At 73.4% G+C, this 22,094-nt stretch carries 6 protein-coding genes; 2 read left to right on the top strand and 4 right to left on the bottom strand.

Annotated features, from left to right (window positions below; translation table 11 throughout):
* Nucleotides 1–22: 22 nt before the first annotated feature.
* From JQX11_RS24475 to JQX11_RS24490, 4 genes are all read right to left on the bottom strand, one after another.
* Entirely contained in the window at nt 23–7,789 is a 7,767-nt protein-coding gene (locus JQX11_RS24475) for a non-ribosomal peptide synthetase (RefSeq protein ID WP_204927300.1), read from the bottom strand.
* Entirely contained in the window at nt 7,786–15,882 is an 8,097-nt protein-coding gene (locus JQX11_RS33175; RefSeq protein ID WP_204927301.1) for a non-ribosomal peptide synthetase, read from the bottom strand. The genes JQX11_RS24475 and JQX11_RS33175 overlap by 4 nt, the downstream gene beginning before the upstream one ends.
* A 54-nt stretch (nt 15,883–15,936) precedes the next feature.
* Nucleotides 15,937–16,170 carry an MbtH family protein gene (locus JQX11_RS24485; RefSeq protein WP_204927302.1) on the bottom strand — a complete coding sequence of 78 codons (234 nt, stop codon included), beginning with the start codon at nt 16,168–16,170 and terminating at the stop codon, nt 15,937–15,939.
* A 208-nt stretch (nt 16,171–16,378) separates the two neighbouring features.
* The gene (locus JQX11_RS24490; protein WP_204927303.1) at nt 16,379–17,191 is read right to left on the bottom strand and encodes a helix-turn-helix domain-containing protein; all 813 of its coding nucleotides are present in this window, start codon (nt 17,189–17,191) and stop codon (nt 16,379–16,381) included.
* Between the two features lie 782 nt (nt 17,192–17,973).
* On the opposite strand from JQX11_RS24490, the gene JQX11_RS24495 reads away from it, so the two are divergent.
* Together JQX11_RS24495 and JQX11_RS24500 are read left to right on the top strand one after the other, a co-directional pair.
* On the top strand, nt 17,974–21,924 hold the full coding sequence (locus JQX11_RS24495; protein ID WP_204927304.1) for an Ig-like domain-containing protein: 3,951 nt from the start codon (nt 17,974–17,976) through the stop codon (nt 21,922–21,924).
* The gene (locus tag JQX11_RS24500) at nt 21,921–22,067 is read left to right on the top strand and encodes a hypothetical protein (RefSeq protein WP_204927305.1); all 147 of its coding nucleotides are present in this window, start codon (nt 21,921–21,923) and stop codon (nt 22,065–22,067) included. Before JQX11_RS24495 ends, JQX11_RS24500 begins: the two co-directional genes overlap by 4 nt.
* The last annotated feature ends 27 nt before the right edge of the window (nt 22,068–22,094 follow it).

Here is a 22,094-nt window from a genome sequence, read left to right on the forward strand (position 1 = left end):
GGTCGGTGGGAGGGCGGCCGGGTCAGTCGGCGGCCGGCACCGGTTCGGGCAGGCGCGCGGCCAGCCGGGCGGGGGTGGGGTGCGCCATCAGCTCCACGACCTCCAGGTCGACGCCGAGCGCCGCCTCGACGCCGTGCACCAGCCGCATCGCGGTCAACGAGTCCCCGCCCAGGTCGAAGAAGTCGTCGTCGACCCCCGCCGGCACCCCCAGCACCTCGCTGAACAGCTCGCACAGCCGGGCCGGCAGCCCGTCGAGCGGCGCGGCGGCGACCGGGTCGGCCGTGGGCACCGGCGGCGCGGGCAGGGCCGCCCGGTCGAGCTTGCCGGTCGGCCCGAGCGGCAACGCGTCGAGCGCGACGAACGCCGCCGGCACCTGGTGCGCCGGCAGGCTCGCGGCCAGCTCGTCGCGCAACCGGACCGGATCGAACGGGCCGGCCGGCGTCGGCACCACGTACCCGACGATCCGGCGGATGCCCGGCACGTCCTCGCGGACCGCCGTCGCCGCCGCCAGCACCCCGGCGCAGCGGGCCAGCGCCGCGTCGATCTCGCCCAGTTCGACGCGGAAGCCCCGCACCTTGACCTGCTGGTCGTCGCGCCCGTGGAAGACCACCTGGCCGGCGGGGTCCCAGGCCGCCCGGTCCCCGGTGCGGTACATCCGCTCCCCCGGCCCGCCGAACGGGTCGGCCAGGAACCGCTCGGCGGTCAGCCCGGGGCGGTCCAGGTAGCCCCGGGCCAGGCCGACGCCGGTCAGGTAGAGGTCGCCCACCACCCCCGGGGGCACCGGTCGCAGGAAACCGTCCAGCACGTGCACCCGGGTGTTCCAGATGGGCCGCCCGATCGGCACGTACGCCGCCCGGCTGCCCGCCGGCACCGGCCAGTGGGTGACGTCCACGGACGCCTCGGTGGGCCCGTACAGGTTGTGCAGGTCCGCGCCGCAGGTGGCGTGGAACCGGTGGGCGAGTTCCGGGTCCAGCGCCTCGCCGCTGCAGATCACCAGGCGCAGGCCGACGCAGTGCGCCGCGACCGGCTCGGCCAGGAAGGCGGCCAGCACCGACGGTACGAAGTGGGCGGTGGTGACCCGCTGCCGCTCGATCAGCCGGGCCAGCCGGGTCGGGTCCCGCTGGTCGTCCGCGTCGGCGACGACGACCGCCGCGCCGGTGGACAGCGGCCAGAACATCTCCCACACCGACACGTCGAAGCTGAGGCTCGTCTTGTGCAGGACCCGGTCGGCGGCGGTCAGCCGGTACCGGTCCTGCATCCAGGCCAGCCGGTTGACGATGCCGGCGTGCGGCACGACGACGCCCTTGGGCCGGCCGGTCGAGCCGGAGGTGTAGATGACGTACGCGGGATGGGCGACGCGCAGCGGCGTGGACCGGTCCCGGTCGGTGGGGGCGGTCGCCGGTTGCCGGGCGAGCAGTTCCCCCACGGCCGGGGCGTCGACGTCGAGGCAGCGGTCGGCGGGGCAGCCCGCGGCGACCCACTGCCCGACGGTCCCCCCGGTCGTCAGCACGCAGTCGGCCCCGCTGTCGCTGACCATCAGGGCCCGTCGTGCCGCCGGATACTCCGGGTCCACCGGCAGGTACGCGGCACCCGCCTTGACCGTGGCGAGGATCGCCACCAGGCTGGCCGTGGAGCGGGGCAGCGCGACGGCCACCACCCGTTCCGGGCCGACGCCGCGGCCGATCAGCAGGTGGGCCAGCCGGTTGGCGGCGGCGTCCAGGTCGGCGTAGCTCAGCTCCCCGTCGCCGTCGTGGACGGCGACCGCGTCCGGGGTGCGTCGCACCTGCGCCTCGAACCGGCCGACCAGCGTGTCCGGATCGGTCCGGGCCGGCGGGACGGTCGTGTCGTTGGCCTCGGCGAGCAGCCGCCGGTCCGCCCCGGTGAGCGGGGACAGCCGGGCCACCGGGATACCCGGGTCGGCGACGACCGCCGCCAGCAGCGCCCGCAACCGTTCCAGCACCGCGTCGGCGGTCGCCGGGGAGACCAGGTCCGGCTGGTGGCTGAGGCGGATCCGCATCCGGGCCCCGGGGAGCACCACCACGGCGAGCGGGTAGTGGGTGGCGTCGCGGCCCTGCACGTCGGTGATCCGGGCCTCGCCCAGGGCCGGGGTGCCGTCCAGCGCGACCGGGTAGTTCTCGAAGACGTACAGGGTGTCGAAGAGGGTGCCGGGGGTGCCGGCGAGCCGCTGCACCGCGCCCAGCCCCAGGTACTGGTGCGGCACCAGCGCGGACTGCTCGCCGTGCAGCCGGGTCAGCAGGTCGCCGAACGCCTCCCGGGGGCCGGTCCGTACCCGTACCGGCAGCGTGTTGAGGAACAGCCCCACCATCGTCGCGACGCCGGGCAGCTCCGGCGGGCGGCCCGCCACCGGCATCCCGAACACCACGTCGGCACGCCCGGTCAGGTAACCGAGCAACACCCCCCAGGCGGCCTGGAGCACGGTGTTCACGGTGACGCCCCGCTCCCGGGCCAGGGCGGTCAGCGCCGTCGTCAGCCCCTCGTCCAGCTCGACGTCGAGGTCGCGGGGCAGCGCCGTCGGGTGGGCGGCACCCGGCCCGGCCAGCAGGGTCGGTTCGGCCAGCCCGGCCAGCGCCGTCCGCCACGCCGCCTCGGCGGCCGGCCGGTCCTGCCGGGCCACCCAGTCCAGATAGGTGCGGAACGGCACCGGCGGCGGCGGGGCGGCGGCCCCCCGATGGTGCTCGTAGAGCGCGATCAGGTCGCGGACGACGAGCGACAGCGACCAGCCGTCGAGCAGGATGTGGTGGTGGGTGAAGTCGAGGCGGTACCGCTCGGCACCCAGGCGGACCAGGCTGAACCGCAGCAGCGGCGGCCGGGCCGGGTCGAAGCGTCGACGCCGTTGCGTGTCGGCGATGCGGGCGGCCTCGGCCTGCGCCTGCCCGGCGGGCAGCGCCGACAGGTCGACCTCCTGCCAGGGCAGCTCGACGCCGTCGCCGATCACCTGCACCGGGGGGCCGGTGAGCCGCTGCCGGAACGCCGCACCCAGGTGCGGATGCCGGGTCAGCAGGTCCCGGGCGGCCCGACGCAGGGCCGCCGGGTCCAGCCGGCCGGTCAGCTCCAGGGTCAGCTGGGCGGTGTAGACGTCCGCGCCGGTCCCGGCGTACGTGGCGTGGTAGAGGATGCCCTCCTGCAACGGGGCCAGCGGCAGCAGGTCGGTCAGCCGGGGATGCTCGGCCGAGATCGTGTCCAGCTCCCCCTGACCGATCGTGACCAGCGGAAAGTCGGAGGGGATCCGGCCCACCGCCGGGTTCGCGGTGCTGTCCGCCAGCACCTCCAGCGCGCGCAGCCACCCGTCGGCCAGCTCGCGGACCCGGGCCTCGGGCACGGCGTCGCCGGCCCAGGTCCAGGTGGCCCGCAGCTGCGGCCCGTCGGCGAGGTCCACGGTGACGGCGTTCAGCGACACCGCGTGCGGCAGCGGCATGTCCGCGTCGACGTCACCGCCGAGGGCGTCCTGCGGTACGGGGGTCCAGTCCGCCTCGGACGTGCCGCCACCGAGCCGGCCCAGGTAGTTGAAGCCGAACTGCGGGCGGCCCAGTCCGGCGAGTTCGGGGCCGGTGGCCAGGTTCAGGTAGCGCAGCAACCCGTACCCGATGCCGTGGTCGGGCACCGCGCGGAGCTGCTCCTTGACCCGCCGCACGACGGTGCCGACGGCGGGCCCGGCGGCCCACACCTGCGCCCAGTCCACCGCCCCCGGGTCCAGTCGCACCGGGTACAGGCTGGTGAACCAGCCGACGGTACGGGCGACGTCCACGTGGTCGGCCAGCGGCTCCCGGCCGTGGCTCTCGACGTCGACCAGCAGCCCGCCCGGCCGGCCCGACGCGACCGCGACGGTCAGCGCGGCCAGCAGCACCTCGTCGACCCGGGCGTGCAGCGCGTCCGGCACCCGGCGCAGCAGCGCCGCCGACAGCTCCACCGGGACGGTCTGCGCCAGCGAACGGGCGGTCCGGGCGGTGTCCCGGGCCGGGTCCAGGGCACGGGTGCCGACCGGCGGCGGGGGCGCGGCCAGCATCCCGCGCCACAGGTCCAGTTCGGCGCTGCGGGCCGGTCGGGTCGCCTCCTCGCCCAGCAGCGTCGACCACCGCCGGTACGAGGTGGTGACCGGGGCCAGCTCGGGCCGTCCACCGGCGGACACCGCCGCCCACGCGGCGGCCAGGTCGGGCAGCAGGATCCGCCAGGACGTCGCGTCGACGGCGAGGTGGTGGGCGGCCAGCAGCAGCCGGCCCCGGTGCCCGGGTCCGGCGTCGAACCAGACGGCCTGGAGCATCATCCGCGCACCCGGCGCGAGCCGGGCCTGGGCCGCCGCCGCGTGGTCGGCGACGATCCGGCGGCGGTCCGGCTCCGGCGTGTCCGGGTCGACGGGCACCCGGGTCAGCACCGACGCGGCCGGTACGCTGCCCGGTGCCGCCACGTCCAGCCGCCACGGGCCGTCGGGGCAGGACGGCCGGTCCAGCCGCATCCGCAGCGTGTCGTGCCGGTCCAGCACCGCCTGGAGGGCGGCACGGAGATCCGGTTCGGTCAGGTCGGCGGGGACCCGGACCACCATGGACTGGTAGTAGCCGTCGACCGGTCCGCCGGCCGCCCGCAGCCACTCCATGATCGGCGTCGGCTCGAACTCACCCACCCCGTCGTCGGCACCGCTGACGGCGGCGTCCCGGCTGTGGTCGGCGGCCAGGTCGGCGACGGCGGCGAGCCGGGCGACGGTCGGGTGCGCGACGACGTCCCGGGGCCGGATGGCCAGCCCCTCGCTCTGCGCCCGGCTGACCAGCTGGATCGACGAGATGCTGTCGCCGCCGAGGCCGAAGAAGCTGTCCGTGACGCCGACCGTGGGCACCCCCAGCACCTCGGCGAACAGGTCGCACAGCAGTTTCTCGGTGGCGGTGCCCGGCTGGTCGGCGACGGTCGTCGGCTCCTGGTCGGGTGCGGGCAGGGCCGCCCGGTCGACCTTGCCGTTGCGGTTCAGCGGCAGGGCCGCCAGGGGCACCAGGACGTTCGGCACCATGTACTCGGGCAGGTGGCCGGCGACGAAGGCGCGGACCGTGGCCGGGTCGGGGGCGGGACCGTCCGGCGGGCCCACCAGGTAGCCGACGAGCTGCCGCCCGCCCGCGCCCACCTCCCGGACGACCACCGCCGCCTGGGCGACCGTGTCGTGCCGGGTCAGCACCGCCTCCACCTCGCCCGGTTCGATCCGGTGGCCGCGCACCTTCACCTGGTCGTCCACCCGGCCGACGAACTCCAGCTCGCCGTCGGGACGCCAGCGCACCAGGTCACCGGTGCGGTACATCCGCTCCCCCGGCCCCGCGTACGGGTCGGCCAGGAACCGGGTCGCGGTCAGCCCCGGCCGGCGCAGGTAGCCCCGGGCCAGGGCCCGGCCGGAGACGTACAGTTCACCGGCCACCCCGGCGGGGACCAGCCGCAGGGCGTCGTCGAGGACGTACACCTGGCAGTTGCGGACCGGGCGGCCGATGGGCACGGCGGCCCCGGACCCGGCCCGGTCGGCCCGCAGGTCGGCGCTCATGGTGGCGCAGACCGTCGTCTCCGTCGGGCCGTACGCGTTGACCATGCGACGGCCCTCCGCCCAGCGGGTGACCAGTTCGGCGGGGCACGCCTCGCCGGCCAGCACCAGGGAACGCAGGGTGGGCAGGGGCTGCGCGGCCAGCGGGGTGAGCACCGCCGGGGGCAGCGTCGCGTGGGTGATCCCGTGGGCCCGGACGAAGTCGGCGAGCAGGTCGCCGACGAGCAGCCGTTCGGTAGGCACGACGAGGGCCGCGCCCGAGGTCAACGCCATGCACAGTTCCCAGAACGAGGCGTCGAAGCTGGGTGAGGCGAACTGGAGGACGCGGGCCCGACCGTCCACGCCGAGCCGGTCGGCCTGGGTGGCGGCGAGGCTGCTGACGCCCTGGTGGGTGACGACGACGCCCTTCGGCCGTCCGGTGGACCCGGAGGTGAAGATCACGTACGCCGGGTGGGTCGGCAGCAGCGGGGTGCGGCGGTCCCGGTCGGTGGGGTCGCGTTCCGGGTGGTCGGACAGCTCGGCGAGCAGCGCCGGGTCGTCGAGGTCGATCCGGGGCAGGGCGGCGGCCACGGCGGCGGCGCGGGCCGTCGGCGCGGCGTCCGCCCCGGCGAACACCACTCCGGCCGGCGCGGCGTCGGCGAGCATCTGCGCGACGCGCGGGCCCGGGTACTCCGGGTCGACCGGCAGGTACCCGGCTCCCGCCTTGGTCACCGCGAGGATCGCGGTGACCAGGTCCACCCCGCGCGGCAGGACCAGCGCGACGAGCTGCTCCGGGCCGATCCCCCGGGCGATCAGCGCGTGGGCGAGCCGGTTCGCCCGCGCGTTCAACCCGCCGTACGTCAGCCGGTCCGCCCCGCAGCGGACGGCGACCGCGTCGGGCGTGCCGGCCGCCCACGCCTCGACCAGGGCCGGCAGGGTCGCCACCGGCACCGGGTCGGGGTTGCGGCCCTGGGTCGACAGCCGGAGCCGCTCGGGCACGTCGAGCAGGTCGAGCCGGCCGGTACGCGTCCCGAGCAGGGTGGGCAGTTCGGTCAGCAGCCGGGTGAACCGGCGCAGCAGGCCCCGGGCGAACCCCACCGGGAACAGGTCGGGCCGGTACGACAGCCGCATCCGCAGCCGGGTGCCGGCCGCCGCGTTCAGGCTCAGCGGGTAGTGGGCGGCGTCGGCGGCACCCGCCTCCACCCGCAGCGGCCCGCAGCGCAGCTCACCGGAGTCGGGGAAGTTCTCGAACGCGACGCAGGTGTCGAACAGCTCGCCGGTCCCGGCGACCTTCTGGATGTCGGCCAGGCCCAGGTGGTGGTGCTCGATGAGCTGCGCCTGCTCGTGCTGCAGGCGGGTCAGCAGCGCCGACAGGGGTTCGTCGCGGCGCAGCCGGACCCGTACCGGCACCACGTTCATCAGCAGCCCGACCATGTTCTCGGACCCGGGCAGCTCGGGTGGCCGGCCGGAGACCGCCGCGCCGAACGTCACGTCGTCGCGTCCGGTGAGCTGGCCGATCAGCAGCGCCCACGCGCCCTGCACGAGGGTGTTGACGGTGAGGTCGTGCCGGCGGGCGAACGCCACCAGGTCCGCCGTGGCCGCCGGGTCGAGTTCGGCAGGCAGGTCGCCGGGCCAGACCGGGACGCGGGTCGGGTCGGCCGGGGCGACGAGGGTGGGCCCGGCCAGGTCCGCCAGCGCCGTCCGCCAGGCCGCCTCCGCGCCCGGCCGGTCCCGCCCGGCCAGCCAGCCCAGGAAGTCCCGGTACGACGGGGCCGGTGGCAGCACGTCGCCCTGCTCGTAGAGGGAGCACAGGTCACGGATGAGCAGGGCGGTGGACCAGCCGTCGAGCAGGATGTGGTGGTAGGTGACGACGAGCCGGTGCCGGTGGCTGTCGACCCGGATCAGCCGGAACCCGATCAGCGGGGCCCGCCGCAGGTCGAACCGCCGTCCCTGGTCGGCCTCGGTGTGCCGGGCGAGGGCGGCGTCCGGGTCCTCCTGCGGTGCGACGGTGACTTCCGTCCAGGACAGCTCCGGCTGGCGGACGACCACCTGCACGGGTGGGCCGGAGCGGCGTTCCCGGAAACTCGCCCGCAGGTTGGGGTAGCGGCGCAGCAGCGCCTCCGCCGCCGCCCGCAGCGCGGCGACGTCCAGCGGACCGTGCAGGTCCAGGATCAGCTGCGCGGTCTGCACCTCCGGCCCGCTGCTCTGGTGCCAGGAGTGGAACATCATCCCGGCCTGTAGGGGTGCCAGCGGCAGAATGTCCTCGATGCTCGACGTGGTCATGACACCGCTCCCTGTTCCGCCGCCAGTTCCTGCTCAAAGTCGTCGATCTCGTCCTGGCTCAGCGTGACCAGCGTCAGGTCCGACGGCGTGGGACCGCCGGCGGCGGGTGCCGTCGCGCCGGCCACCACCGCCTCCAGGGCGGCGTGCCAGTCGTCCGCGAGGTCGGCCACGTCGGCCTCGGCCAGCAGCTCCGCCGGCCACGACCAGGTGGTCCGCAGGTGCGGGCCGGTCGGGCCGTCGACGGTGACGGCGGCGACCTCCAGCACGTGCGGCACGGGGTGCCGGGGATCGGCCCCGCCCCGCAGCACCGCGCCCTCCTCGGCCGGCCCCCAGTCGTCCGGTGCGGCGGCGGGGAACCGGCCCAGGTAGTTGAAGGCCACCTGGGGGGCCGGCATCCCGGCCAGCACCGGGCCGGTACGCGGGTCGAGATAGCGCAGTACGCCGTACCCGCCGGCGGGTGGCAGGGCGCGGAGCTGCTCCTTGATCCGTTTCACCGCGGCGCTGACCGCCTGACCGTCGGAGCGGACCTGCGCGGCGTCCACCGGACCCGGGTCGAGCCGGACGGGGTGGATGCGGGTGAACCAGCCGACGGTGCGGGACAGGTCGGCGTCCGGCACCAGACCGTCGCGGCCGTGCCCCTCCAGGTTGACCAGCACCCCGTCGGTGCCGCCCCGGCCCCGCCGGGCCAGCCACGGCGGCAGCGCCAGGGCCAGCGCGGTCAGCAGGATCTCGTCCACCCCGGTGCGGTACGCGGCCGGGGCGGTGGTGAGCACGGCCGAGGTGCAGTCCGTCGAGGCGCTGCGGGAGAGGCTGCGCAGCCGGGCGAAGACGTCGACCCGGGGGTCGAGGGGGCGCTCGCCGAGCGGCGTCGCCGGCCGGTCCAGCAGCCGCGTCCAGCCGGCCAGTTCGTCCTCGCGGACCGGTCCGTCGGTGAGCGCCGCGACCTGCCGCGCCCAGCCACGCAGGGACGTGCCCACCGGCTCCAACGTCGGCGGTCTCCCGTCGCCGAGCGCGGCGCAGGCGGCCCGGAGATCGCCGAGCAGGATGCGCCACGACACCCCGTCGACGGCGAAGTGGTGGACGACCAGCAGCAGCCGGTTGCCGGTCTGCGGGCCGGCCGGGAACCAGACGGCCTGCACGAGCACCCCGTCGGCGGGACGCAACCGGTCTCGGGCGGCCTGTGCCTGGTCCGCGAGGGCCGTCGAGCGCCCGGCCGGGGTGGCGTCGGTCAGGTCGACGGTGTGCAGGCAGTCCTCGGCGCGTACCGCCCCGGCGGGCGGGATGTCCAGCTCCCACGGCCCGTCCCCGGTGCGGGCCCGCATGCGCAGCGCGGGATGGTGGTCGAGCAGCGCCTGCAACGCCTGCCGCACCTCGTCGACGGTCGTCGCGGCGGGCACCCGGACCAGCATCGACTGGCTGAACGCGTCAAGTGGGCCGCCAAGCTCCTCCCGGGCCCAGGCCAGGATCGGCGTCACCGGCACCGCACCTGTCGCGTCGTCCGGACGTTCGACGGTCCGGTCGTCCACTGTGGTCGCCACGGCGGCCAGGGCGCGGACGGTGCGCTGCTGGTAGACGTCCTTCGGTTTGAGGTGCAGGCCGGCTCGGCGGGCCCGGCTGACCAGTTGGATGGACATGATGCTGTCGCCGCCGAGGCCGAAGAAGCTCCCGTCGATGCCCACCTCGGACACGCCGAGCAGTTCGGCGAACAGGTCGCAGAGGATTCGTTCGGCCGGGGTCCGGGCGGCCGGGCCGGTGACCGCGCCGTCGAGGTCGGGTTCGGGCAGCGCCGCCCGGTCGACCTTCCCGGTGGGCGTCAGCGGCAGCGCGTCGAGCACCATGAGCCGGGCCGGCAGCAGGTACTCGGGAAGCTGGTGCCGCAGCCACTCGCGTACCTCGGCGGCGGTGAGGGGGGCGGTGCCAGCCGGCGTGACGTAGCCGACCAGGGTGACCCGACCGGGCCCGTCGGTGCGGGCGGTCACCACGGCCGCGCCGACCGCCGGGTGTCGGGCGAGGGTGCCCTCGATCTCGCCGGGCTCGACCCGGAAGCCCCGGATGTTGACCATGTTGTCGACCCGGCCGGCGTACTCCAGGTCGCCGTCAGGGCGCAGCCGCACCCGGTCACCGGTGCGGTACAGCCGCCCACCGGGCCGGCTGCCGTACGGGTCGGCGACGAACCGCTCGGCAGTCAGCGCCGGCCGGCCGGCGTACCCCCGGGCCAGCCGCGCGCCGCCGACGTACAGTTCGCCGACCGCGCCGATCGGGACGGGGACCAGCATCGGGTCGAGGACGTGGGCGGTCAGCCCGGCCACCTCGCGGCCGATCCGGCTCAGACCGTCCCCGACGTCGTCCGGCCCGAGGGTACGGGCGGTGACGTGCACGGTGGTCTCGGTGATCCCGTACATGTTGACCAGCCGGGGCCGGTCCCAGCCGTGCCGCGCGGCCCAGCGGCGCACCGACGCGTGTTCCAGCGCCTCGCCGCCGAAGATCACCCAGCGCAGCGCGTGCGGCTGGTCCGACCGGGAGTCGACCTCCTCGAACTGGGCGAAGGACGAGGGGGTCTGGTTGAGCACGGTCACCCCGGCCCCGGTCACCAGCCGGTGGAAGTCCTCCGGGTTGCGGGAGACCCAGTAGGGCACCACGACCAGCCGGCCGCCGGTGCTCAACGCACCCCAGATCTCCCAGACGGAGAAGTCGAACGACATGCTGTGGAACATCGACCAGACGTCGTCGGGGCCGGCGTGCAGGAAGTCCCGCCCCCAGTGCAGCAGCCGGGTGACCGCGGAGTGCGGGACGGTGACGCCCTTGGGCCGGCCGGTCGAGCCCGACGTGTAGATCACATACGCCGCACTGTCCCCCGTCACCACCGACGACGCCGACGCCCCATCCACCGGGGCCGGCTCCCCCACCGCCGACCCCTCGGCATCCACCTCCACCACCCGCCACGGACCCGACGGCAACCGCCCCGCCACACCCGAACCCCCCAACACCACCGACACACCCGAATCCACCAACATCAACGACAACCGCTCCACCGGATAATCAACATCCAACGGCACATACGCCGCACCAACCTTCAACACCCCCAAACACCACACCACCGCATCCACCGACCGCCCCACACACACCCCCACCAACCCACCACCACCCACACCCAAACCCCGCAACAACCCCGCCACCCGATCCGACAACACCCCCAACTCCCCATACGTCAACACCACCTCCCCACACACCACCGCCACCGCACCCGGCGACACACCCACCCACCGACCCACCAACTCATGCACCAACTCACCGGCACCCGCGTCCGCCGGGTCGGTCCACGCCGCCGGCCCCGCCGGGCCGGTGGCCCCCGGGCCCGCCGCCGCCACGTCGACCAGGGCCGGCACGCCGGTCGGGGCCGGCGCGGTCGTCAGCGGTCCGCGCAGGTAGTGGCGGTCCGGGGTGGTCACCATGTCCCAGAGGGCGGCCACGAACCAGTCGCGCAGCAGCCGCACCTGCTCGGCCCGCACCGCGTCGGTGTGGAAGTCCATCGCCAGCAGCACCCGGTCGGAGACCGGGTCCCGGACGACCCCGATGTTGAGCGGGAAGTTCGTCGGCTCGGCCCGGACGGTGGAGAAGCTGCCGATCTTGCCGTCGAGGATCTCGGTGCCCCGGTCGGACAGCATCTCGGCCATCACGTGGAAGTGGTTGTAGACGAAGTTGACGTTGACCGGCTGGTCCATGCCGAGCCGGCGTTGCATCTCGGCCATCGGGAAGCGGCGGTGCGGCAACATGTCCCGTTCGGCCGCGAAGACCTCGGCGATCAGGTCGGTCCACCGGCCGTCCGGCAGCACCAGCCGGAACGGCAGCGTGTTGAGGAACAGCCCACGGACGTCGTCGCCGCCACGCTCCTCGGGGCGGCCGTTGGCGGTCACCCCGACCAGGACGTCCGTCGCGCCGGTGGCGTAACCGACGGTACGCAGGCAGGCGGCGACGAAGAGGGTCTTCAGCGACGCACCGCACCGGGTGGCCAGTTCCCGCAGCGCCGTGCAGAGTTCCGGGCTGAGCACCGTCTCGACCGAGCCGTACCGTTGGCGGGCGTCGGTGGCGTACCACCACTCGCCCGTGAAGCGGGCCTCGGCGGGTAGCTGCGGCACCGGCCCGTCGGGCCAGCGCAGCAGCCGGGTGTCCGGCGGGTCGGCCAGCCGCTCACGCCAGAACTGCTCGGTCTCCGCCGACGTCAGCGCGGCGCGTTCCAGCTCGACGAAGTCGCGGTACTGCGCGCTCAACGGCGGGTCGGTCGGCTCCACACCGGCACGCAGGCCCTGGTAGACCCGCATGATCTCGCTGAGGGTGGAGTGCAGGCTCCAGCCGTCGAACACGGCGTGGTGCTCGGTCAGCGTCCACTGGAACACCTCGTCCGAGCGGCGGTGCACGTGCATCCGCAGCAGCGGCGGGCGGTCGTGGTCGAACGGGGTGACCCGCTGGTGTTCCAGGTAGGACCGGACGATCTCGTCCTGCGCCGCCTCGTCCAGGTCACGCAGGTCGTCGACGCCGACCGGCAGCACCGCCTCGGCGTGCACCAGTTGCAGCGGCTCGCTGTGGTCGGTCAGCGACAGCGCCGTGCGCAGGATCGGATGCCGGCGTACCACGTGGGCGACCGCCCGGGTAAAGGCGTCCGCCTCGAACGGTGCCCGCACCTTCATGCTGTCGACGTTGTGGTACGGCAGCCGCTCCAGGTCGCGGGTCATCTCGTAGACCATGCCCACCTGCAACGCCGTCATCGGGTACGCGTCGACGAGACCGTCCGGCAGGTGCGCCCGGTCGGTGGCGGCGACCAGTTCGAACGGCCGACGTACCGGGGCGTCGGGCAGGTCGACGACCGTGCAGACGGTGGCGAGTTCGGCGACCGTCGGCCGGTGGAACAGCTCCTGCAACGCGAAGGAGATGCCGCTGGCGCGGGCCGCGCCGAGCACCCGGATGCTGCGGATCGAGTCCCCACCCAGGTGGAAGAAGTTGTCGTGCCGGCCCACCTGGACCGGGCCGAGCGCCTCGACCCAGATCTCGGCGAGCCGCCGCTCGACCGGTCCCTGCGGCGCCACGTAGTCACCGCTGCCGGCGGGGCGGGCCTCGTCCGGGTCGGGCAGCCGCCGGTGGTCGGTCTTGCCGCTCGGCGTCAGCGGGATCGCCGCCAACTCCACGAACCGCCCCGGCACCATGTAGTCCGGCAGCCGGTCCGCCAGCCACCGCCGCAGGTCGGCGACCGGCACCGCCGACCCGGCCTCCCCCGACACGTACGCGATGAGCTGCGGTGCCCCCGCGTCGTCGGGGCGGATGGTGACCGCCGCGGCGGTGACGCCGGGGAACTGGTGGGCGGTCGCCTCGATCTCGGTCAGCTCCACCCGGAAGCCGCGGATCTTGACCTGGCTGTCGGCGCGGCCCGCGTACTCCAGGGTCCCGTCCGGACGCCACCGGGCCAGGTCGCCGCTGCGGTAGAGGCGGGCCCCCGGCTCGGCTCCCACCGGGTCCGCCACGAAACGTCCCGCGGTCAGGCCGGGTTGGCCGAGGTAGCCCCGGGCCACCCCCGGACCGCCGACGTACATCTCCCCGGTGACGCCGACCGGGCAGGGGCGCAGGTACCCGTCCAGGACGTGGATCGCCATGTCCGCCAGGGGGCGGCCGATCTGGGTGAGCGCCCGGTCCAGGTCGTCCGGCACGATCTCGCGGAAGGTGTCGTGCACGGTGGTCTCGGTGATCCCGTACATGTTGACCAGCCGGGGGCGGTCCGCGCCGCGCCGCTGCGTCCACCGGCGTACCGAGCCGCGTTCCAACGCCTCACCGGCGAAGATGACGTAGCGCAGCCGCAGCGGGTCACCGAGGCGGGCGTCGACGGCCTCGAACTGGACGAACGCCGACGGCGTCTGACTGAACACGGTCACCTGTGCGTCCCGGACCAGCGTGTACAGGTCCTCGGGGCTGCGGGAGACCCAGTAGGGCACCACGACCAGCCGGCCGCCGGTGCTCAACGCGCCCCAGATCTCCCAGACGCTGACGTCGAACGACATGCTGTGGAACATCGACCAGACGTCGTCCGGGCCGAACCGGAACTCCCGGGCCGCCGAGGCGAACAGCCGGGCAGCGTTGCGGTGGGTCACCGTGACGCCCTTGGGTCGGCCGGTCGAGCCCGACGTGTAGATCACATACGCCGCACTGTCCCCCGTCACCACCGGAGCCGGCACCTCCGCCGCCTCCGCCGCCTGCGCAGCCTCCGGCTCCGGACCGTCCACACCGATCTCCACCACCCGCCACGGACCCGACGGCAACCGCCCCGCCACACCCGAACCCCCCAACACCACCGACACACCCGAATCCACCAACATCAACGACAACCGCTCCACCGGATAATCAACATCCAACGGCACATACGCCGCACCAACCTTCAACACCCCCAAACACCACACCACCGCATCCACCGACCGCCCCACACACACCCCCACCAACCCACCACCACCCACACCCAAACCCCGCAACAACCCCGCCACCCGATCCGACAACACCCCCAACTCCCCATACGTCAACACCACCTCCCCACACACCACCGCCACCGCACCCGGCGACACACCCACCCACCGCCCCACCAACTCATGCACCAACTCACCGTCGGGAAGATCCACCGGGGACGGTGTGGTCCAGGACCGCACCAGCTCCCGCTCGGTGTCGTCCATCGCCGCGAGCTGCCCGATCGCCAGGTCGGGCCGGTCGAGGGCGCTGCCCAGCAGACTCGACCAGTGCCGGAAGAAGTGTTCGACCGTGGCGCGCAGGAACAGGTCCGTGCAGTACTCGATCTCGACGTCGTACCGGCCGGCGACGTCGTAGACGGTGAACGTGAGGTCCAGCTTCGCGGTGTCCGTCGGCACGAACTCGCGGCTCAGGAACGACCCGCCGACCGCACCCGGCCCGTTCTCGTGGAACGCGAACAGCACCTGCACGAGCGGGCCGTGGCTCGGCACCCGCGTCGGCACCAGCCGGTTGACCAGGTGGTCGAACGGCACGTCCAGGTGTTCCAGGGCGGCCAGCACCGACTCCTGGGTACGCGCCACGACGGTTCCGAACGTCGGTTCACCGCTCAGGTCGGTACGGGACACCATCGTGCCGGCGAACAACCCGACCACGTCCAGGAACCGGCTGTCCCCCCGGCCGGCGACCGGCGAACCGACGACCACGTCGGTCTGGCCGCTCTGCCGGTGCAGGAAGACGGTGAAGGCCGCCAGCAGCACCACGTACGGCGTGACCCCGTGCCGTCCGGCCAGGTCCCGTACCCGGTCGCGGAGCTGCGGCGGCACCGTGAACCGCAGGGTCTCGCCGCGATAGCTGAAGTCCCGGGGCCGGTTCCGGTCGCGCCCGAGTTCGAGCAGTTCCGGCGCGCCCCGCAACTGCGCCACGCGGCTGTCGAGTTCCCGCTGCGCCTGCGGCCCGGCCGACCACCGCTGCTGCCGGAGGCAGTGCTCGACGTAGGCCGGCACCGCCGACCCGGCGGCGTCCCCCGACCCGCCGGCGGCACCGGCCCCGACGGCGTTGCTCGATCCGGCGGCGTCGCTCTGCCGTGGGCCGTCGGCGAGGCCGGCGGCGTCGCTGAGGCCGACGGCGAGTTCGCGTTCGATGATCTCCAGGGAGAGGCCGTCGACGGCGATGTGGTGGAAGGTCAGGTGGAGCAGCCGCACCTGGCCGTCGACCGTGAAGACGGCTGCCCGGACCAGGGGCCCGACGCGCAGGTCGAAGGGGGCGCGGGACACCTCCCGGACCACCTCGGCGCTGCGCGCGTCGCGCTCGGCGGCGGGGTGGTCGGTGAGGTCGTGGACCGTCAGGGGAACCTCGCGGGTGGACACCAGCCGCTGCACGGGCTCGCCGTCGACCTCGTCGAAGGCCAGGAACAACGCGTCGTGCCGGGCCAGCAGGCGCCCGACGGTGGCGACGACCGCCGGCAGCGGCACGTCGACCCGCAACCGCCATGAGACCGGGACGTGGTACGCGGCACTCGCCGGCGTCAGCCGGTCGAGGAACCACAGCCGCTGCTGCTCGCTGCTCAACGGCCAGCGCCGATTGTCCTCAGCCATACGAAACTCTCCTGACAGAAGGTGCACCTGCTGCGCCACGGCGAATGGGTGCAATTACTCGGTACGAAGGGCGGCGTCATCGGCCCGAGCCATCGCGAGAGCGAGGCTTCTCGGCCGCATGTCCTGCCAGTTCTCTTCCACGTACCGGAGCGCCCCGTCCCGATCGCCCGGCCCCCATGCCACGGTCCAGCCCGCGGGCACCTCGGCGAATTCCGGCCACAGCGAGTGCTGCGACTCCGCATTCACCAGCACCAGAAACGTGCCGTCCGCATCGTCGAAAGGATTCATGTCCGCCTCCGGTCCATATCGATGGCCGCAGGAGTCCACAAAGCCTCCGGAAGCGGCGTGGAGAATCCTGCCCGGCGGTGCGGACGGCGGCCAGAAATTGCCACTTTCCTAAACTGACAGTTGGGGCCCGTGACCGGCGGGGACCGCAGGCGCGCCGGACCGGCCGGGGTGCAATTCACCCACGGCGGAGGGGATGCGGGAACGGCGGCTACGCGGCTTCGGCCACCGGGATCAGCGACACGATCTGCAGGTCGCTCGTGCTCGGGTCGGTGAGGGTGACCACGTCGACCAGGGTCGTGCGGTGGTCGCTGGCCAGCCGGATGCCGCGCCGCGACCGCAGGGTACGCCCGGACGGGGGGTGGGCGGCCCACAGGCAACGGGCCTCGGGACTGGTCTGAAGGCAGGCGTCGACGAGCGCGGCGATCCCGGTGTCCTGCGGGTGCAGCGCCTGGGCGATGCGCATCTGGGTGAGCAGCGGCGCTGCCCAGTCGGTGTCCCAGTTGACCAGCCGCCGCCGGGCGTCCGCGTCGGTGAACAGCCAGCGTGGATAGCTGGGATCGGTGCGCAGCCAGGGATAGTAGGACTCGCACACGTCGTTGTGCAGCACCACCCGCGCGTACCGGTCGAGCACGTAGGTCGCCCAGCGTTGCCCCTCGACGAACTGGCGCAGGGCGGTGCCGAGGACGGTCGGGGAGGCGCCGGCCGGTGCGGGTGAGGGCATCCGGCCGATCGCGAGGAGGTACAGCAGTTCCCGCTCGTGCCGGTCGAGTCGCAGCGCCCCGGCGACGGCGTCGAGGAAGGCGTCGGAGTAGTTGGCGCGTACGCCGCGTTCGAGGTTGCTGTACCAGACGACGCTCACCCCGACCAGTTCCGCGACCTCCTCCTGGGTGACGTTGGACCGGCGTCCCCGACGCCTCCGGGCGACCTGGTGGTCATCCGGCGGAAGCCGGTGCCGCCAGGCTTTGACGCAGGCGGCCAACTCGCTGTTCTGGTCCGCCGAGACCTGCCGGATGGCAACCATTTCTCCCTCGTTCTGGCGCAGCCGCCATGAATGTTTGTTTCCAGATCGGGGCCCGGCCGAATCGGGGCACCGGCCACCGTTCACACGGCTGGGCGGCGAGCCGAAAGCGGGACGGACCGCTCGGCCACAGTTGCCCGGTACCGGGGCCGGCAGATCCTGGGCAGCATTCGACCAAATGGTCGACAGCCACTCGTGACGCCGCCGGCACAATGCCGTCCAACGGCTGTCACGAATATGGATGCTACCGGCTCCGGACCTCGCCACCAATAGTCATGTTTCGATTGCATCACTGTCTGGTCACTCAGCAGGAAAAATCGCGCGGATCGCGCCGGCATATCGGACACCTGTCCGTATTGCGCCCCTTGGCCGCGTCCACGCGGCGGCGCACTAATTGCCCTTGATCACCGCGTTGGGTGGTTAGCAACCCATCCGTAATCCGTGGAGCCGTCACCCCCGGTAGTGCGAAGCCTCCGCTCACCGACAGCGACGGCACCGATTCTCCGGGGCCCGTTCCACCGATGTCCACGACCCCCATCGCGCCCACGCACCCGCCCTTGCGGGGCCCGGAAACGCACCGCGGAGAAGGCCGGGGCCCTACGTGTCAGAGTTGCCGCGAGAGTGCCGCCGTGGGCGCATATCCCCTGGTAGGACTGTATTCGATCAGCCGGAAAACGGCTGTCGACGGAAACCTCGGAGAAACGAGGGCTGGTTAGCGTTCGCGACCGTTGAACGCTCAATCTCGCTCCGAGGAGAAACCTTTGAAGGTACGAACATCGAGGAGCATGCGCGTGCTCCTCTCGGTGATCGTCGCGGTGACGGCCCCGGTGGCCCTGGCGGGGCCGGCCACCGCGGCGTCACCCACTGCGGTCACGCCGCCCCCGGCGTCCACGACCGACCTGCCCGACCCGACGGCCCGTGGTCCCTTCGGCCACCAGGCCGTCCAGGAGGCCAAACTCGGCCTCGCCGGCATCCAGGAGCCGAACTCCTCAGGCGCCGACCCGACGGCCGGGACCTCCCAGGCCCCGGAACGGATCGAGATCCGGGGCCAGCTGTACACACCTGACTTCACCCGACGCACCACGCCGTCGCCGGTGCTCGTCCTGGTGCACGGCAACCACGGCTCGTGCGACTCCGGTCAGGACACCGCCCAGCTCACCTGCGCCCAGTTCAAGCACAACGAGAACGGCTACGCCTACCTCGCGGAAAACCTCGCCACCTGGGGTTACACCACCTTCTCGGTGTCCCAGGACCAGCTGATGATGCGGCAGGACGGCAACAAGGGCAAAGGCATGCACAGCCGCCGGATGCTCATCGCCGCGACCCTGGACGCGCTCAGCGCGGCGAACCGCCCCGGCGGCCTGCCGGTCGACGCCCACACCACCATCGGCACCACGCTCGCCGGCCGCCTCGACCTGACCCGCATCGGCCTGATGGGCCACTCGCGTGGCGGTGACGCGGTGTCGAGCTTCATCGACTACAACCGCATCCGCACCGACGGCCCGCGCTACCCGCTGCGCGGGGTGATCTCGCTCGCCCCGGTGGACTACGAGCGCAAGGCCCCGTACGGGATGCCGTACCTGACGATCCTGCCGATGTGCGACGGTGACGTCTCCAACCTGCAGGGCGCGCGGTTGTTCGAGCGCAGCCAGTACGTCAACCCGGGTGACCCCTTCCCCCGCATCCAGGTGGAGCACCTCGGCGCGATCCACAACTGGTACAACACCGTCTGGTACGCCGACGGCGGCGCGGACGGCCAGGCCAACAACGACGCCGCCTGCGGCAACTCGGCACCGTTCGCGACCAACAACATCCATCCGCACAACCTGCGGCTCAGCGGCGCGGCCAGCTACACCGACCCGGACCTGAACTACAAGATCGACAACTCCGACCCGTTGAACCCGGCCGTGAACACCAAGTTCTCCGGCGACGCGGCCCGGATGGGTGACCAGGAGAAGCTGGGCCTGGCGACGATGGCGGCGTTCTTCCGGCGCTACGTCGGCGGCGAGGGCGCGTTCCAGCCCTACCTGACCGGCGAGCTGGCGAACACCCCCGGCGGGCTCCAGGTCCCCGCGTCGGCCTGCCCGACCAGCCCGTCCGGCACGGCGATCGGGTGCGACGAGCGGGTCAACACCAGCTACTTCGCCGCCCCGCAGGAGCGGGTGGACGTGATCCGGCCCGAGGTCAACAACCCGCTCACCCGTAATGCCCTCGGCGGCACCCTGACCGGCACCGGCTTCGCCGACCCGTACGCGCAGGCCGCCGGGGTCACCCCGAAACCGGCGAGCACCACCGGCGGCTACGACTGGTGCAACCCGGAGCCGCAGGACTTCGCCCCGGCACAGCTTGGCAAGACGGGGCTGCCGACCGCCGCCAAGCCCTGCCCACTGCCGGCAGCGGGCGCGCTCGGCGGGCAGAACGGCACCCGGGAGAACAGCCCGATCAACCACTCCTACGGCCGACAGCTCACCCTCGCCTGGGAGCCGGGCTCGACCGCGTCGCTGACCGCCGCGATCCCGGCCGCGTCCGCCGACGTACGGCACCTGAAGGCACTGGCGCTCAGCGCCGCCGTGAACTTCTTCGACACCCGCAACCCGGGTGCCGACAACCGGGGCGACAACACCCGGGACACCACCGTCAACGGCACCCCGACCAACCCGGTCTGGCCCAACGAGAAGCCCACGTCGTACGACCCGGCCTCGACCACCCAGCGGTTCCAGATCGCGCTGCGCGACGCCGCCGGTCACGAGGGGACCGTCGACGCCGGTGATCCCCGCTGGGGCAACGCCCTGCACATGTCGACCGGCACGAACACCCCGAACACCCACATCGTCCTGGACCAGATCCGGGTCCCGCTGGCCGAGTTCGCGGCGCAGGGCGTCGACGTCGGCGCGCTGGCGAAGCTGGAACTCCGGTTCGGGGTGGGTGACCTGCCGAAGTCCGGTTCGATCGAGCTGGCCGACGTACGCTTCCAGGAATCCGACGCCGGGGCTTCCCTGTTGTCCGACGGCGACCGGGCCGACGGCGCGGGTCACGGCCCGTCCGCCCTCGGCGGCCCCGACCCGGCGACCTACCTCGCCGGTTACGACAACACCCCGGGCACCGTCGCGCTCGTCGACCCGGTGGCCAACCCGCAGGGCAACACCACGTGGACGGTCGACGACGACCGGAAGCAGTGCCCGACGGCCGATTTCACCTCCGTCCAGCGGGCCGTCGACTTCGCCTCGCCGTGGGACACCATCGTGGTGTGCGCGGGGGTCTACCGCGAGTCATCGACGCCGGTGAACCACGCGTCCAACCCGGTGCAGACCGGTGCCCGCAACGGCCTGACCATCACCAAGCCGCTGAAGATCAAGGGGGCCGGCGCGGACAAGGTCACCATCATGCCGGACCCGTCGCTGGGGAACCTGGCCGGCGACCAGCCGTACCTGCGCGACGGCGGCGGCAACGTGATCACCGTGTCCCGGCAGTCGCTCGGCTCCACCGACACCAACGAGATGTTCCTCGACCTCTCCGGCGTGACCGTGACCTCCGGCGACGTCTGGGCCGAGGCGGGCATCGCGTTCTTCGGCGCGGCCGGTCGGGTGGCGGACAGCGTCGTCGGCCCGCTGCGGGTGGCGACCACCGACGAGGAACTCGCCGCGCACCCGCACGGCTGGGGCATCGTGAAGACCGGCGTCATCAGGGGAGCGGGCACCGGCACGGTGGAGAGCGAGGTGACGGTCACCGGCAGCGTGGTCAGCGGCTACCAGTCGGGCGGCATCCTCTTCGACGGCGCACGGGGCCGCGACGGCACCCCCGACACCACCGTCCGCTCCGGCATCCGCCAGCACGGGTACGTGACCGACACCGTGGTCACCGGCGACCCGAACAGCCGGTTCCCGCAGACCGGCATCGCGTACACCAGCGGGACGGACGGCTTCGTCAACACCAGCCGGATCACCGGCAACTACTACCCACCCGCACCCCAGCGGTCGTACGGCATCCTGCTCACCGACGCCGGCACCGAGACGGCCGGGGCGCTCACCGGCACCCGCAACATCCTCACCGGCAACGGGTTCGCCGTCTACAACGCCAACGCCGACAACACCGCCGTCCACGAGGGCGCCCCGTTCGCGCTGACCGGCAGCTACCTCGGCAGCGGGCCACCGGTCCCGGGCGGCCCGGCGGTCCCGGCCACCGGCATCGAGGCGATCTCCGGCGTGGACGGCACCGGCAGCGCCACGGTCAGCGTCACCAAACGTCGTCCGACGCCGCCACCGGCGGTGCCGACCGGGGTGGGCCGGGTCGTCGACGCCGCGCCCTCGGCCGAGCTGGCCGACCCGGGACGCGGCGCGGTGTTCCGGGTCGGGTCGACGGTGCACCCGCTGGTGCGCGGCACCGACGACTTCGCCATCGCCTCGGCGAGCCTGTTCGTCAACGGCACCCTGGTCGGCACGACCACCACCGCCCCCTACCTGTTCGACTGGACGCCGACGGCGAAGGACGCCGGCCGGCAGGTCAGGTTCCAGGCGATGGTGGTCGACTCGTCCGGGCAATCGACGCTCTCCAAGCCGATCGTCGGCACGGTGGATCCGGCGACCCCGGCCCCGACCGTACGGATCGACAAGGTGGAGGCCGACCCCACCTCGGGTGCGGCGACGCTCACCGCGACGGTCAACACCGCCGGCATCCTCACCCTCGCCGGGAGAAGGTCAACGCGGTCAGCCGGCAGGTGGCCAAGGCGAACACCGTGACGGTGACCGTGACGGTGGCACCCGCGTACCGGCAGACGCTGGTCAAGACCGGTCGGCTCGATGTGACGTTCACTGTCGGGTTCGCCCACACGGCCGGGCAGAGCCCGGACGAGACGGTGCAGGTGACCCTGACCAGGTCGTGACGGCCCGGCGCTGAGGGGAGGGGTCCT

This window comes from Micromonospora humida, from assembly GCF_016901255.1.
Lineage (GTDB): Bacteria > Actinomycetota > Actinomycetes > Mycobacteriales > Micromonosporaceae > Micromonospora > Micromonospora wenchangensis.

Coding starts and splice junctions, on each gene's coding strand:
- JQX11_RS24475 (WP_204927300.1), bottom strand. CDS start 7,789: ATGACCACGTCGAGCATCGAGGACATTCTGCCGCTGGCACCCCTACAG.
- JQX11_RS24495 (WP_204927304.1), top strand. CDS start 17,974: ATGCGCGTGCTCCTCTCGGTGATCGTCGCGGTGACGGCCCCGGTGGCC.
- JQX11_RS24490 (WP_204927303.1), bottom strand. CDS start 17,191: ATGGTTGCCATCCGGCAGGTCTCGGCGGACCAGAACAGCGAGTTGGCC.
- JQX11_RS33175 (WP_204927301.1), bottom strand. CDS start 15,882: ATGGCTGAGGACAATCGGCGCTGGCCGTTGAGCAGCGAGCAGCAGCGG.
- JQX11_RS24485 (WP_204927302.1), bottom strand. CDS start 16,170: ATGAATCCTTTCGACGATGCGGACGGCACGTTTCTGGTGCTGGTGAAT.